Here is a 13,732-nt window from a genome sequence, read left to right on the forward strand (position 1 = left end):
GCGACTCCCGCCGCGACCGTCCTGCGTTGCGTACTCACGAATGTCCCTTCGTCGTCGGTCTGTGCTCTGACGGTGCGGAATCAGGGGTGAACCACGGCAGCGCGGTCGTGGTGGTGCTCGCGCCCGTCGCGGGCGCGGGGGCCGGCGGCGGCGCGGGGGCCCGCCGCAGCCTCGGCAGCCTGGCCGTCACATCGGCGAGCCGGTCGGGGCCCCGCCTGGGCCGGCCCGCCGCGTGCGCGGACCGCGGCCGTACCTTGTCGACGACCGCCATACCGATCCGGAACACGGCGGCGGGCACGACGAGGCAGAGCAGGATCCAGAAGAGCGTCACGCCCCACGGGCGGCCCACCCCCCACGGCTGCTCGGCCAGCACCTTCGTGCCGTACTTCAGGGAGACCTGGTAGTCGCCGTGCGCGCCCGCCGTGAGCTCGACGGGAAGTTCGATCCGCGCCTTGCGGCCGGGCTCGATGGTGCCGCGCCACTGCCGGTCCTCCCACTGCGGGGCATAGACGCCATGGGCGGTGCCCACCTTGAAGACCGGGTCCTTGACCGCGGCCGAGCCCAGATTGCCGACGGTGAGGACGAGCCGGCGGGACGGCGGTGCCCCGAACCAGGTCAGGATCCCGCTGTCACCCTCCAGCCGGGTGGTGGCGAGGACGGCGAGCTTTCCGTCGCCGGTCTGCTTGGGCAGCGCGGCGACGGGATGTCCGGCGACGACGAACACGGCGTCGGCCACGGACTGGTCCCCCGTGACGGTGGCGACGTGCACCACGCAGGGGCACGGTACGGGCGGCTCGGCGACGGGCAGCTTCTTGGCGAACGCACCCTTGGAGTCGGTGGTGACGGCGCGCCCGTCCGCGTTGGCACAGGAGTTGGTGCCGCCGATCACCCCACGGGCCGGGGTGGACCGACCGCAGATCAGCATCATCAGCAGGGTGTCCGCGTGCCAGCCGCTGCCCTTGACGGTGATCTCGCCGCCCTTGCCCGCCTGTTTCCCGGAGAGCGTGACGGCCGGCTTCGGGTCCGCCGCGCTCCGCCCGGTGGCCTGGGCGCCGGTCGCGGTCAGCAGCAGGGCGGGCAGTATCGCGGCGAGCAGGGCTGCGAGCAGCAGGGCCGCCCGCCCGCGGCCGCCGCTCCGGAATGCCTCCGGTCCGGTCCGTCCAGTCACGATTCCGCTCCCGCCTTCACCAAGTGCCTCTCGTCGGAATGCTGTTGATCGTCCAGTGACGGCACGGCCCCGCCGTCGCGCCCGCTCCGCCGCGCTCCACGCCGGCGCCGGTAGCCGTACGCGCCCGCGGCTGCCGCGGCCAGGAGCAGCGCCGCGCCCACGCTCAGCCCCACCCACGGGACGAAGAGCGCCGAGGCCGTCGCCTCGTCGTGCGCACCGCCCGCCGCCGTCACCCGCAGCCGCACGGTGGCCGAGTCGAAAGCGGGGGTGTCCCGCCACGGTTCGGTGAGCCGCACCCGCTGCCCCGGCAGCAACTCGACCGGCAGGGCCCGGGCTCCGCGTCTCAGCAGGGAGCCGAACACCCCGTCGGCGCTGACCGCGAGGCGGGGTGCGAGGACCGCGTTGCCCCGGTTGACCAGCGTGTAGTGGATGGTCCGCCCGGACACCGTGACGTCCTCGACCGTGAGCGCGGCCAGCGTCGGTCCGCCGACCCGCAGCTGGACCCGGACGCCCACCGAGCGGCCGCCGCTCTCGGCGACGATCGCCCCCGGGTGGTCACCGGGCAGCGCGTCCTGCGGCACGGTGACGGAGACGGGCACATCGGCGCGGGTCCGGCCGGGCACGGTCACCTTGTCGGTGGCCGTCCGCAGCCAGGCCCCGGTACCGGTGGAGCCGTTCGCGCCGCGTACCGCGAAGCCGCCGTTCGCGGTGTTGTACGCATCGGCGCCGCGCAGCCGTACGGTGACCGGCTCCGGGCCCGGGTTGGTCACCGAGAGCCGGTCCTCCAGGACGCTGCCCGGCAGTCCCTCCAGATAGAAGGACGGTCTGCCGCCGTCCTTGCCGGCGCCGTTCGCCGCGGGCTGCGCCGTCCACGCCGGGGCGGCCGGGTGCTCGGTGGCACCGGCCGCCCCGGTCATGGCGACGGTCCACCACAGGGCGACGAGCAGCGGTACGGCAAGGACGGTTCGGGTGGCGTGACCGGTCAACGGCGGCATGGGCGGCTCCCTGGTGCGTGACGGCGGCGGCGGTTCGCGGGGGTCAGCCCGTGGCCCGCTGCCCGCGCCTGGTCAGCCACAGCACCCCTGCGGCACCCGTGAGCAGCACCGTGCCGCCGAGCGTGCCGAGCGCCACCGCGGAGTCGAGCGGTCCCGTCTTCGGCAGCGAGCTGTTGGTGTCCGGTGCGCTCTGTGCCCCGCCGCTCGTGCTGCCGCCCGTGCTCCCGCTCCCGCCCGCGCCCTTGACGTCGAGGGTGAGCGAGGGGCCGGGGTTGTTGCCCGGGGTGCACGTTGTCGTCGTGCCGAGCGCCTTGATGGTGAGCACCCCGGCGGTGAAGTCGACCTTGCCGCTCTTCTTCGGGGTGTAGGTGCCCGACAGATCACTGATCTTGATGGGGCTGTTGGCAGGGATCGCGGCGGAGTTGGCCGGTCCCTTGACATTGACCTGTCCCGAGTCGGCGCCGCCCACCTTGATCACCGCGCTCGGGTTCATCGCCCCCTTGCCCAGTTCGACCGGGCTGGAGGAGACGCCCTTCTGGAAGGACATCGTGAGTGTGTAGCCGCTGCCGCTCTTGACGCTCTTGATGTCGATGGGCGACACCGCGGCCTTGTCCCCGATCGGGGTCTTGCACTTGTAGTTGACGTCCACGACCGTCGCGTGGGCGGCGGGCGCGGCCATCAGCACCACCGCCCCCGCCAGCCCGGACGCCAGCGCGAGAGCTGTTCGCTTCTGGTACGACACCTCGAATTCCCCTCATGCCGGGAGTCGCCGTGCGCCGCTTGCACGCGGCCCAAATAGCTGACGACACATCAGATTGGGCGCTCAAGGTACGCCCGGGGCCTTGTGGAGGGAAGACAAAGAGCGCGCCGATCCGGCGCGCTCTTCAAGGGGGGCATGAGACCCCGGGGGTACGGCCCGGGGGCGGGGCGGGAAACGTGCGGAGGGGCCGCCGGCCCTTCGCCCGGGTCAGGCCGGGGCGGCCAGCTCAGCCCAGACGGTCTTGCCGGGCTCACCCGGCACGCGTACGACTCCCCAGTCCAGGCAGAGCCGCTGCACGATGAACATGCCGTGCCCGCCGGGCCGCCCGGCCCGGTGCGGAGTGCGCGGTGCGGGCTGTCCCGCACCCGCGTCGGCGACCTCGACCCGCAGCGCCTTCGGCGTGCTTGCGATACGGAGCTCGTCGGGACCGTCCGCGTGCAGGCACGCATTGGTGACCAGCTCGGAGACGACCAGCAGGACATCCTCGGCTGCCGCACGGCGGTCGGCGGTCGAGGCGGGCAGCCAGCCCCAGTCATGGAGCGCCTGGCGGGCGAAATCCCGGGCCGCCGGCACGATGCCGCTGACCTGCCGCAGCGACAGTGTGCGCCACTGCCGCTCGACGGGCTCGGCGGGGGGAGCGTCTGCGCCCGCGTCCGCGCGGGTGTCCGCGTCGGCACGTGCACCCACGCCTGCGCCCTCCGGCTCGCGGCCGAGGTCGCCCGGCGGATGCTGCCGGGTGGTGCTCATCAGCGCTTCACCTCACCGATTCACCAATGTCGCCATTGAACAGATACAGATACGAATAGAGATACGGACACTGATACAGGCACCGGACGGATACGGAGCGTGCAGCTCGCCGAGGGCTCGCCGGGGTGTCTCCTGCCCGGCCGAATCGTGACAACACCCACTTCGCCTACGCGGATCGCGTGACGCGGGCAACACATGGGGCTCCCGAGGCGGTGAAACGCGCCACGATCAGCTGTCCAGGGCCTCTTCGAGCGAGCCGTGGACCGTGAAAACCGCCTCGGCCCCGGTGATCTCGAAGACCCGCGCCACCACCGGCAGCATTCCGGCCAAATGGACCCCTCCCCCGGCCGCCTCCGCCTTGAGTCGGGCACCGAGCAGCACGTTCAGCCCGGTGGAATCACAGAATTCGAGTTGCGAGCAGTCCACCACCAGGCGCGCACGCCCTTGCTCGACCGCGTTCTCCAGCGGTTCACGCAGCAGATCGGCGGTGTGGTGATCGAGCTCACCCACCGGCGTCACAACCTCACTGCGGCCCACGGTCCGGGCCTCGACCTGAAGCCGCCCCCGGTTCGCGCTGCCGACCGTCCCGCGGTCCATGCCCGTCCCTCTTAACCGATCGTCACTGTCTGCATAGCTATGCATGCAAATGAGTTGCAGCTCTCGCTGACGTACCTAAAACAGTACGCGTTCCGTGCACCACGCGGTAGCCGAAGACCTCAACAAACCGGACATATGGCGGCAATTGGAGCTTGTAACGACCCGCAAGGACCGGGTAAGGGTAGGGGGACACCCAAAACACGGCCGGCTTTGGAGGCGCCGCTTCACCGCAGGAACACGTATGGGCATCGGCAGCCATATGCCGAGAACGATGGAGGAGACCATGTCACCCCGGCTCGACGAACCGCGTACCCACAACGCGGCGTCGGCATGTCCTCAGGGACTGACCGAATCAGACTCCCCTGCTGCGACCGTCCTGGACGGTACGCGCAACAGCATCACCAGCAGTGGCAGTGACACCAGCAGTACCGAAGGCATCACCGACGGACTCGCGGACCTTCCCGAGATCCCGCCCTACTCCGCAATGGGGCCGCTGGACGCCAGGGCACTCTCGAAGACGCTCTTCGCCCGGCTGGAGTCCCTCGACGAGGGCACCCACGAGTACTCCTACGTACGCAACACGCTCGTCGAGCTGAACATGGCCCTGGTCAAGTTCGCCGCCGCCCGGTTCCGCTCCCGCAGCGAACCGATGGAAGACATCATCCAGGTCGGCACCATCGGCCTGATCAAGGCGATCGACCGCTTCGAGCTCAGCCGCGGCGTCGAGTTCCCCACCTTCGCGATGCCGACCATCGTCGGCGAGATCAAGCGCTTCTTCCGCGACACCAGCTGGTCCGTGCGCGTACCGCGCCGCCTGCAGGAGCTGCGGCTCGACCTGGCCAAGGCGGGCGACGAGCTCGCCCAGCAGCTGGACCGAGCGCCCACCGTGGGCGAGCTCGCCGACCGCCTGGGCATCAGCAACGAAGAGGTCGTCGAAGGCATGGCCGCGAGCAACGCGTACACCGCGAGCTCGCTGGACGCCAAGCCGGAGGAGGACGAGAACGACGGCGCGCTGGCCGACCGGATCGGCTACGAGGACCACGGACTCGAAGGCATCGAGTACGTCGAGTCCCTGAAGCCGCTGATCGCCTCGCTGCCCGGACGCGACCGTACGATCCTCTCGCTGCGGTTCGTCGCCAACATGACGCAGTCGGAGATCGGCGAGGAGCTCGGCATCTCGCAGATGCACGTCTCCCGGCTGCTCTCCCGCACGCTGGTCAAGCTCCGCAAGGGCCTGACGCTGGAGGAATGAGCGGGCACCCGCAACACGCTTGCGAGGACTGCCGGACAAAGGACCTGCCCCGCAACGGGCAGGTCCTTCCGCATGTCCGACGCCGTATCAGCCGGCGTTGCGCAGGCCCGTGCGTTCGCCCCGCCGCCAGACCTCGTGCACCAGGGGCACGCCGGGCCGGTAGGCGAGGTGGACATGGCTGGGCGCGTCGAGGACCACCAGGTCGGCGCGGGCACCGGGGGCGATACGGCCGATGTCGGTGCGCCGCAGCGCCGCCGCGCCGCCGGCGGTGGCGGACCAGAGGGCCTCGTCCGGGGTCATGCCCATGTCGCGTACGGCGAGTGCGACACAGAAGGGCATGGAGGACGTGAACGAGGAGCCGGGGTTGCAGTCCGTGGAGAGCGCCACGGTGGCGCCCGCGTCGAGGATGCGGCGGGCGTCCGGCCAGGCCGCGCGGGTGGAGAACTCGGCGCCCGGCAGCAGCGTGGCGACGGTGGCGGACTGGGCCAGGGCCTCGATGTCGGCGTCGGTGAGGTGGGTGCAGTGGTCGGCGGAGGCCGCGTCGAGTTCGACGGCGAGCTGGACGCCGGGGCCGTGACCGAGCTGGTTGGCGTGGACCCGGGGGTGCAGGCCCTTGGCCCGGCCCGCGGTGAGGACGGCACGGGCCTGGTCGCCGTCGAAGGCACCCCTCTCGCAGAAGACGTCGATCCAACGGGCGTACGGGGCACAGGCGTCGAGCATCGGACCGGTGACCAGATCGACATATCCGGCCGGGTCGTCCGCGTAGTCCGGGGAGACGATGTGGGCGCCCAGGAAGGTCACCTCGTCGGTGTGCCGGGCGGCGATACGCAGGGCGCGGGCCTCGTCCTCGACGGTGAGGCCGTAGCCGGACTTGGTCTCGAAGGTCGTGGTGCCCTGCCGCAGCGCCTCGGCGAGATAGCGGGCGACGTTGGCGTCGAGCTCCTCGTCGGTGGCGGCGCGGGTGGCGGCGACGGTGGTGCGGATGCCGCCCGCCGTGTAGGCCCGGCCGGACATCCGGGCGTTGAACTCCTGGGTGCGGTCGCCCGCGAAGAGCAGGTGCGAGTGGGAGTCGACGAAGCCCGGGATCACGGCCCGGCCTGCCGCGTCGACGGCGTTGTCAGTGGCGGGTGCTTTGCTGGATTCACCGGTCCAGACGATCCGGTCGCCCTCGATGACGACGGCCGCGTCCTGGATCAGTCCGAGGGGGGAATTGTCACCGAGGGAGGGGTCGTTGGTGACCAGTGCGGCGATGTGGGTGATGGCGGTCGTCGTCATCGGGGGGCTGCTCTCCTTGCGTGGGGGCGCTTCCTTGCGTGGGGGCCGCGGAGGGTCCGGTGCCGCGCTGCTCAGTGCTGCAGGGCCGAGATGGCCTTCGCGAGCGCTGCGGGGACGTCGTCGACCAGAGCGTGATGTCCGTCGCGCACGATGTGCCGTCCGGCGACCACCGTATGGCGCACATCAGCTGCGGAGGCGGCGAATACGGCTGTTTCGGCAGCCATCCGGGGTACCGGCCCCGCTGTTCTGACGGAGTCCAGGGCCACCGTCACCAGGTCGGCGGGCGCGCCCGGTTCGATGACGCCCGCGTCGGGCCGGCCGAGCGCCGCGTGGCCGTCGGCGGATGCGGCGCGCAGCAGCGCGGCCGCGGTCCAGTGGCCTCGGGTCCGGGTGCGCAGGCGCTCGTTGAGCTCCATCGCGCGGGCCTCCTCGAAGAGGTCGATCACCGCATGGCTGTCGCTGCCGAGCGAGAGCGGGGAGCCTGCGCTCTGGAGGGCGGCGGCGGGGCCGATGCCGTCGGCGAGATCGCGTTCGGTGGTCGGGCACATGCAGGTGCCGGTGGCCGTCGAGCCGATCAGCGCGATGTCCTCGCTCGTGAGGTGGGTGTTGTGGACGCCGGTGGTGCGCGGGCCGAGCACCCCGTGGTCGGCGAGGAGCCGGGTGGGGGTGCAGCCGTGGGTGGCAAGGCAGGCCTCGTTCTCCGCGGTCTGTTCGGAGAGGTGGACATGGAGCGGCGCCTGCCTCTCCTGCGCCCATTCCGCGACGGTGCCGAGCTGGGCGGCGGGCACGGCACGCACGGAGTGGACGGCGGCACCGATCAGGGCGTTTTCGTCGCCCTTGAGGAGGGAGGCGCGCTCGGCCCAGGCGTCGGCGGTGGTGTCGGAGAAGCGCAGCTGGTACCGGTCGGGCTGCTGGTACCGGGAGGGCCGGCGGCCGAATCCGGCGGCGAGATAGGCGGTGTCCAGCAGGGTGATCCTGATGCCGGCCTCGCGCGCGGCCGCGATCAGGGCCGCGCCCATCGCGTTCGGATCGCTGTACGGGGTGCCGCCCGGCGCATGGTGCAGATAGTGGAATTCGCCGACCGCGGTGATCCCGGCCAGCGCCATCTCGGCGTACACCGCGCGGGCCAGTTCGTAGTACGTCTCGGGGGTGAGCCGGGACGCGACCTGATACATGATCTCGCGCCAGGTCCAGAAGGTTCCGGAGCCCACTTGCACGGTGGAGCGCAGGGCCCGGTGGAAGGCGTGCGAGTGGGTGTTGGCGAGACCGGGCAGGGTGAGCCCGCGCAGCACCGTGGCGCCGGGCGGCGGGGCGTCGACGCCGGTGCGCACCCCGGCGATCAGCCCGTCGGACACCTCCAGGACGACGCCCGGTTCGACATGGGTGCCGAGCCAGGCCTGGGAGAGCCAGTACGTCACGGTGACGGGTTTGTCCGTCGGCTCCGTTGTCAGCGGCACGCGAGACCTTCCAGTACGTCGGCGAGTGCGGTCACCCCGGCCACGCAGTCGTCCTCGGCGGCGTGTTCGGCCGGCGAGTGCGAGATCCCGGTGGGGTTCCGGACGAACAGCATGGCGGTAGGAACCGAAGCGGACAAAATACCCGCATCGTGTCCCGCGCCGGTGCCGAGCACGGGGACGGCGGAGGCGCTGCCGCGGCCGGCGGCACCCTTGAGGATCGTGCCCAGTTCGTCGCGCAGGGCGTGCTGGAACTCCACGACGGGCGTGAAGGACTCCCGTACGACGTCGAGGTCGATCCCGGCCCGTTCGGCGTGGTCCCTGGCGGCCCGTTCGATCGCGGTGACGACGGTGTCCAGGGTGTCCTGGTCGGCGGCGCGGGAGTCGAGCCAGCCGCGCACGAGGGAGGGGATGGCGTTGACACCGTTCGGCTCGACGGCGATCTTGCCGAAGGTGGCGAGCCCGCCGGCCAGCTCCGCCTCGCGGCGGGCGGCGAGCACGGTCTCGGCGTAGCTGAGCATCGGGTCGCGCCGGTCGGCGAGCCGGGTGGTGCCGGCGTGGTTGGCCTCGCCTCGGAAATCGAACCGCCAGCGTCCGTGCGGCCAGATCGCCGAGGCGATGCCGACGGGGTCGCCGGTGAGATCGAGGGCGCGCCCCTGCTCGACGTGGAGTTCGACGAACGCGCCGATACGGGCGAGCCGTTCGGGGTCCGGGCCGATGGCCTCGGGGTCGTATCCGGCCGCCGCCATGGCCTGCGGCAGCGTGACTCCGTCCCCGTCGCACAGCCGGTGCGCGGCCTCGACGGTCAGCTGTCCGGCGGCGAGCCGGGAGCCGACACAGGCGAGGCCGAAGCGGGCGCCCTCCTCGTCACCGAAGTTGGTGATGGCCAGCGGTCTGGTGAACTCCACTCCTCTGTTGCGGAGTTCGTCGAGCGCGGCGAAGGAGGAGACGACGCCGAGCGGCCCGTCGAAGGCCCCGCCGTCCGGCACGGAGTCGAGGTGCGACCCGGTGACGACGGCGTCCCCGGCCAGCGGATCGCCGAGCCAGGCCCACTGATTGCCGTTGCGGTCGGCCTCGACGGCCAGCCCACGGCCCTCGGCCTGCTCCCGGAACCACTCCCGGCATTCGGTGTCGGCGGACGTCCACGCATACCGTCGGTACCCGCCACTGTCCGGATGCCGCCCGATGGGAGCAAGCTCCCGCCACATGGCCTGGAACGACGGCTGCGCGGTGCCGACCGGGAGCGTCACGCCTCGCCCTCCGCCATCGGCACCCGCACACCCTTGTCCGAGGCAACCGACTCCGCGATGTCGTAGCCGGCATCGACGTGCCGGATGACTCCCATGCCGGGGTCGTTCGTCAGCACCCGCCGGATCTTCTCGCCCGCGAGCTCCGTACCGTCGGCGACCGTCACCTGGCCCGCGTGGATGGAGCGCCCCATGCCCACGCCGCCGCCGTGGTGGATGGAGACCCAGGACGCCCCCGACGCCACGTTGACCATCGCGTTCAGCAGCGGCCAGTCGGCGATCGCGTCGGAACCGTCGAGCATGGCCTCGGTCTCCCGGTACGGGGAGGCCACCGACCCGCAGTCCAGGTGGTCGCGTCCGATGGCGAGCGGCGCCGCCAGCTCACCGCTGGCCACCATCTCGTTGAACCGCTCACCGGCCCGGTCCCGCTCGCCGTAGCCGAGCCAGCAGATACGGGCGGGCAGCCCCTGGAAGTGGACGCGCTCGCTGGCCATCTTGATCCAGCGGTGCAGTGACTCGTTCTCCGGGAAGAGTTCGAGCAGCGCCTTGTCCGTCTTGTGGATGTCGGACGCCTCGCCGGACAGGGCCGCCCAGCGGAACGGGCCCTTGCCCTCGCAGAAGAGCGGCCTGATGTACGCGGGCACGAAGCCGGGGAAGTCGAAGGCCCGCCCGTAGCCGGCCAGTTGCGCCTCACCCCGGATCGAGTTGCCGTAGTCGAAGACCTCGGCGCCGGCGTCCATGAAGCCGACCATCGCCTCGACGTGCCTGGCCATCGACTCACGGGCGCGCAGGGTGAAGTCCGCGGGCTTCTCGGTCGCGTAGTCGGCCATGTCGTCGAAGTCGACGCCGAGCGGCAGATAGGCGAGGGGGTCGTGCGCGCTGGTCTGGTCGGTGACGATGTCGACCGGGGCGCCCTCGGCGAGCATCCGGGGCAGCAGCTCCGCCGCGTTGCCGAGCAGGCCGATGGAGAGCGGCTTGCGGGCATCCCGCGCCTCGGTGGCCAGCTGGAGCGCGTGCTCCAGGTTGTCGGCCTTCACGTCCAGGAAGCGGTGCTCGATACGGCGCTCGATGGCGCGCGGGTCGCAGTCGATACAGATCGCGACGCCGTCGTTCATCGTCACGGCGAGCGGCTGGGCACCGCCCATGCCGCCGAGTCCGGCGGTCAGGGTGATCGTCCCGGCCAGGGTCCCGCCGAACTTCTTCGCTGCGACGGCGGCGAACGTCTCGTAGGTGCCCTGCAGGATGCCCTGGGTGCCGATGTAGATCCACGATCCGGCCGTCATCTGGCCGTACATGGTGAGCCCCAGCGCCTCCAGGCGGCGGAACTCCTCCCAGTTCGCCCAGTCGCCGACCAGGTTGGAGTTGGCGATCAGGACCCGCGGGGCCCACTCGTGCGTCTGCATGACACCGACCGGCCGCCCGGACTGGACGAGCATCGTCTCGTCCTGCTTGAGCGTGCGCAGCGTACGCACCATCGCGTCGAACGAGCGCCAGTCGCGGGCGGCCTTGCCCGTGCCGCCGTAGACGACGAGCTTGTCGGGGTGCTCGGCGACCTCGGGGTCCAGGTTGTTCTGCAGCATCCGCAGCGCGGCTTCCTGCTGCCAGCCCAGAGCGCTCAGTTCGGTACCGCGCGGTGCTCGTACGGGGCGGGGTCCTGACATGGCAATGCCTCCTCGCGACTGTAAATTTTCTATTCACATCCTGATCGACTGAATACCCCCAGTCAACAGGACCGCCCGGCCGATGTCCGGAGGACCTCCGTCCGGTGTGCGGCAGGGCATTTTCCACCGGCCACCTGCATGTACCTATGGAAAATGCCAGAACCTCCACCAGGCGTGAGCACGTTGCGTAACCTCGGGGTCACAGCCGCACGCAATGTCGGAGGGGAGTCCGCGTGCCCGGAATTGACGCATGCCTGCTCGACGTCATGAGACTGCCCGGCGCCCGTGGCGCCGCCGTCGTCGACTGGACGAGCGGCCTCGCCCTCGGCACCATCGGGGACTCTCCCAACGGCGACCACGAAGCCACCGCCGCCGAGACGGCCGAGGTGGCACGGATGGCGGCCGAGCAGCCCGCCTTCGCCCTCGGCTTACCGGACGGGCCGACCGCCCCCGGCGACAAGGGTGTTACGGGGACCCGGCCGCCGGTCGAGGACGTCATCGTCACCACCCGGGCCGGGTACCACATCCTCAGGTTCGTCGAGACGGCCTTCGACAGCAGTGTCTTCCTCCACCTGTGGCTGGACCGGGCGGAGGGCAATCTGGCCCTGGCCCGGATACGGCTGGGCGAGACGGCCGAGCGGCTGGTCCTGGCATGACACCCGCCCCCGCCACCGCGCCCGCCCCTTCCCCCGCCACCGCGCTCTCGCCCATGCTCCAGCGCCTCGCCGCCGAACGGGCCACCGGCGCCCTGATGCGCGACCGGGGCACCCTCTACCTCGCCGACGGCCAGGTCGTGCACGCCGAGAGCCCGGCCACGCCCGGTATCGACATCCTGCTCACCCGGGGCGGCGCGCTGCACCGCGACGGCTGGTGGGACGCGGTGGCCCAGGCGGGTGCCGGGCAGCGGGTCGGCCGGTATCTCGTGGACAGCGGGCGGGTGGCGGGCGGTGCGCTGGAGCTGTGCCATCTGGGCGCGTTGTACGACGCGGCGTTCTTCGCCCTGGCCCCGACCCGGACCCCGGCCCGTTTCCGGTACGGCGTCGCCCACTGGATCGGCCCGGTCCGTCCCGTACCCGTCGATGCCGTGCAGCGCGAGACGCTCCGGCGCCGGGAGCTGCTGGACCGGATCTGGCCCGAGGCACTGACGGACAGCGCCCCGCTCGTACGGACAGGCCACCCGGTCGACTCCCCCGTGCCGCCGCGCCAGCGGCGCGTACTGGAGCGCGTGGACGGGGTGCGTACCGCGACGGACATCGCCCAGGAGCTGGGCAGATCGGCGTTCCACACCCTGGTCGACCTGCGGCGGCTGGCCGCGTCCGGGCTGGTCGAAGCGGTCCGTCAGCCGGCCGGCCCGGCCGCGTCGGCAACCGCCCGGATCGCACTGCCCGAGGTCACGGCGGACCCCGACGTCGCTCTGTTGCGCCGGCTCCGAGACGCATTGGAGGCCCTGTGATACGCGCGCTCAGACAGCGTGCCGGGAGGAGACAGCTGATGGTGCCCGAGGCCGAAGTCCAGGATGTCCTGGTCGAACTCCAGCGGCTGCGGGCGCGGGTGCCGCTCCTCGCCGGCGCCCTGGCGGCCAGCACAGACGGACTCGTCCTCGCCCACGACACCCCGGGAGTGGAGGCCGAAGGGGTCGCCGCACTGACCGCGGCCGCGCTCGGCGTCGCGATCCGGATGACGGACGCGACCGGCCGCGGCGGCTTCCGCGAGCTGCTCGTACGGGGTGAGACGGGCTACATCGCGGCCTACGCCGCGGGCTCGTCCGCCGTACTGACGCTGCTGGCCGAGGACCGGATCAACGTCGGCAGGCTCCATCTGGAGGGCCGCCGGGCCGGCACCAGGATCGGCCAACTCGTCGACGCCTCACTGGAACGCACCCCGCAGCCCACCCCCGGCACGCGCACGCCGGTGCCCCGCGCACCGCAGCAGCCCGGCCCGCTGCCCCACCGCACGACATGACCCACCCCCCAGCCATCGGACCCAGGAAACGGAACCGGCCGCCGCGGCCGGTCAGGGAAAGGAAACAAGCACTCATGGCGAACACCGAAGCGTCACTGAAGGAAGCGATGACGTCCATCGAGGGGACCACCGGTGTCGCCCTCGTCGACTACACGAGCGGCATGGCGCTGGGCACCCTCGGCGGCGGCAAGGAGTTCAACCTGGAGGTCGCGGCGGCCGGCAACACCGACGTCGTACGCGCGAAGCTCCGCACCATGGAACACCTGGGCATCCAGGACGAGATCGAGGACATCCTCATCACCCTGGGCACCCAGTACCACCTGATCCGGCTGCTCAAGACCCGTGGCAACAACGGCCTGTTCCTCTACCTGGTGCTGGACTCCAGCCGCGCCAACCTGGCCATGGCCCGCCACCAGCTGAAGAAGATCGAGGCAGAGCTGGAGGTCTGACCGGGCTCACCGGTTCCGTCCTCAATCGCCGGACAGGCTCTGGTGCGGGTGTCCCCGCGGGGGTGCGCTCTGCGCGGTGGGTGGGGGGCGGTGCCCCTCCGGGGCGTCTCCTCAAAAATGGCGTGTTCACCCGGGTCCGAGAGGGGGGCCGGGTCGTACGCCATT

The 13,732-nt window shown here is 71.5% G+C and carries 14 protein-coding genes; 5 read left to right on the top strand and 9 right to left on the bottom strand.

The window, feature by feature from the left end:
• Positions 1-34: 34 nt before the first annotated feature.
• The 5 genes from ACFVW8_RS26715 to ACFVW8_RS26735 all read right to left on the bottom strand — a co-directional run bounded on the left by ACFVW8_RS26715 (position 35) and on the right by ACFVW8_RS26735 (position 4,267).
• Positions 35-1,168, bottom strand: a complete 1,134-nt coding sequence (locus tag ACFVW8_RS26715; protein ID WP_389694247.1) for a hypothetical protein — start codon at positions 1,166-1,168, stop codon at positions 35-37.
• Positions 1,165-2,163 (bottom strand): hypothetical protein, encoded by a 999-nt coding sequence (locus ACFVW8_RS26720; RefSeq protein WP_389694249.1) that lies wholly within the window; start codon positions 2,161-2,163, stop codon positions 1,165-1,167. Before ACFVW8_RS26720 ends, ACFVW8_RS26715 begins: the two co-directional genes overlap by 4 nt.
• A gap of 43 nt (positions 2,164-2,206) precedes the next feature.
• A complete protein-coding gene (locus ACFVW8_RS26725) occupies positions 2,207-2,905 on the bottom strand; it encodes a peptidase (RefSeq protein WP_389694251.1) in 699 nt (232 codons plus the stop codon).
• 225 nt (positions 2,906-3,130) lie between these two features.
• Positions 3,131-3,670 (bottom strand): ATP-binding protein, encoded by a 540-nt coding sequence (locus ACFVW8_RS26730; protein ID WP_389694253.1) that lies wholly within the window; start codon positions 3,668-3,670, stop codon positions 3,131-3,133.
• 228 nt (positions 3,671-3,898) lie between these two features.
• Complete coding sequence (locus ACFVW8_RS26735; RefSeq protein ID WP_389694255.1) at positions 3,899-4,267, bottom strand: STAS domain-containing protein; 369 nt, start codon at positions 4,265-4,267, stop codon at positions 3,899-3,901.
• Positions 4,268-4,550: 283 nt separating this feature from the next.
• Between ACFVW8_RS26735 and ACFVW8_RS26740 the strand changes: the two genes are divergently transcribed.
• Positions 4,551-5,519 carry an RNA polymerase sigma factor SigF gene (locus ACFVW8_RS26740; protein ID WP_389694275.1) on the top strand — a complete coding sequence of 323 codons (969 nt, stop codon included), beginning with the start codon at positions 4,551-4,553 and terminating at the stop codon, positions 5,517-5,519.
• An 87-nt stretch (positions 5,520-5,606) separates the two neighbouring features.
• On the opposite strand, the gene hutI is transcribed toward ACFVW8_RS26740, so the two are convergent.
• The 4 genes from hutI to hutU form a co-directional block, all read right to left on the bottom strand.
• The gene (gene hutI, locus ACFVW8_RS26745) at positions 5,607-6,794 is read right to left on the bottom strand and encodes an imidazolonepropionase (protein WP_389694257.1); all 1,188 of its coding nucleotides are present in this window, start codon (positions 6,792-6,794) and stop codon (positions 5,607-5,609) included.
• A gap of 71 nt (positions 6,795-6,865) precedes the next feature.
• Positions 6,866-8,251 (bottom strand): formimidoylglutamate deiminase, encoded by a 1,386-nt coding sequence (locus ACFVW8_RS26750; RefSeq protein ID WP_389694259.1) that lies wholly within the window; start codon positions 8,249-8,251, stop codon positions 6,866-6,868.
• A complete protein-coding gene (locus ACFVW8_RS26755; protein ID WP_389694277.1) occupies positions 8,242-9,456 on the bottom strand; it encodes an allantoate amidohydrolase in 1,215 nt (404 codons plus the stop codon). Before ACFVW8_RS26755 ends, ACFVW8_RS26750 begins: the two co-directional genes overlap by 10 nt.
• Positions 9,457-9,494: 38 nt before the next feature.
• Positions 9,495-11,156: a urocanate hydratase gene (gene hutU, locus ACFVW8_RS26760; protein ID WP_389694261.1), complete on the bottom strand. Its 1,662-nt coding sequence runs from the start codon at positions 11,154-11,156 to the stop codon at positions 9,495-9,497.
• Between the two features lie 233 nt (positions 11,157-11,389).
• On the opposite strand from hutU, the gene ACFVW8_RS26765 reads away from it, so the two are divergent.
• The 4 genes from ACFVW8_RS26765 (at position 11,390) to ACFVW8_RS26780 (ending at position 13,567) form a co-directional block, all read left to right on the top strand.
• A complete protein-coding gene (locus ACFVW8_RS26765) occupies positions 11,390-11,812 on the top strand; it encodes a hypothetical protein (protein WP_389694263.1) in 423 nt (140 codons plus the stop codon).
• The gene (locus ACFVW8_RS26770; protein WP_389694265.1) at positions 11,809-12,609 is read left to right on the top strand and encodes a transcriptional regulator; all 801 of its coding nucleotides are present in this window, start codon (positions 11,809-11,811) and stop codon (positions 12,607-12,609) included. Before ACFVW8_RS26765 ends, ACFVW8_RS26770 begins: the two co-directional genes overlap by 4 nt.
• A 38-nt stretch (positions 12,610-12,647) precedes the next feature.
• Entirely contained in the window at positions 12,648-13,118 is a 471-nt protein-coding gene (locus tag ACFVW8_RS26775; RefSeq protein ID WP_389694267.1) for a roadblock/LC7 domain-containing protein, read from the top strand.
• 74 nt (positions 13,119-13,192) lie between these two features.
• On the top strand, positions 13,193-13,567 hold the full coding sequence (locus ACFVW8_RS26780) for a hypothetical protein (protein WP_389694269.1): 375 nt from the start codon (positions 13,193-13,195) through the stop codon (positions 13,565-13,567).
• The last annotated feature ends 165 nt before the right edge of the window (positions 13,568-13,732 follow it).

The sequence above is a fragment of the Streptomyces sp. NPDC058221 genome (assembly GCF_042882365.1).
GTDB lineage: Bacteria > Actinomycetota > Actinomycetes > Streptomycetales > Streptomycetaceae > Streptomyces.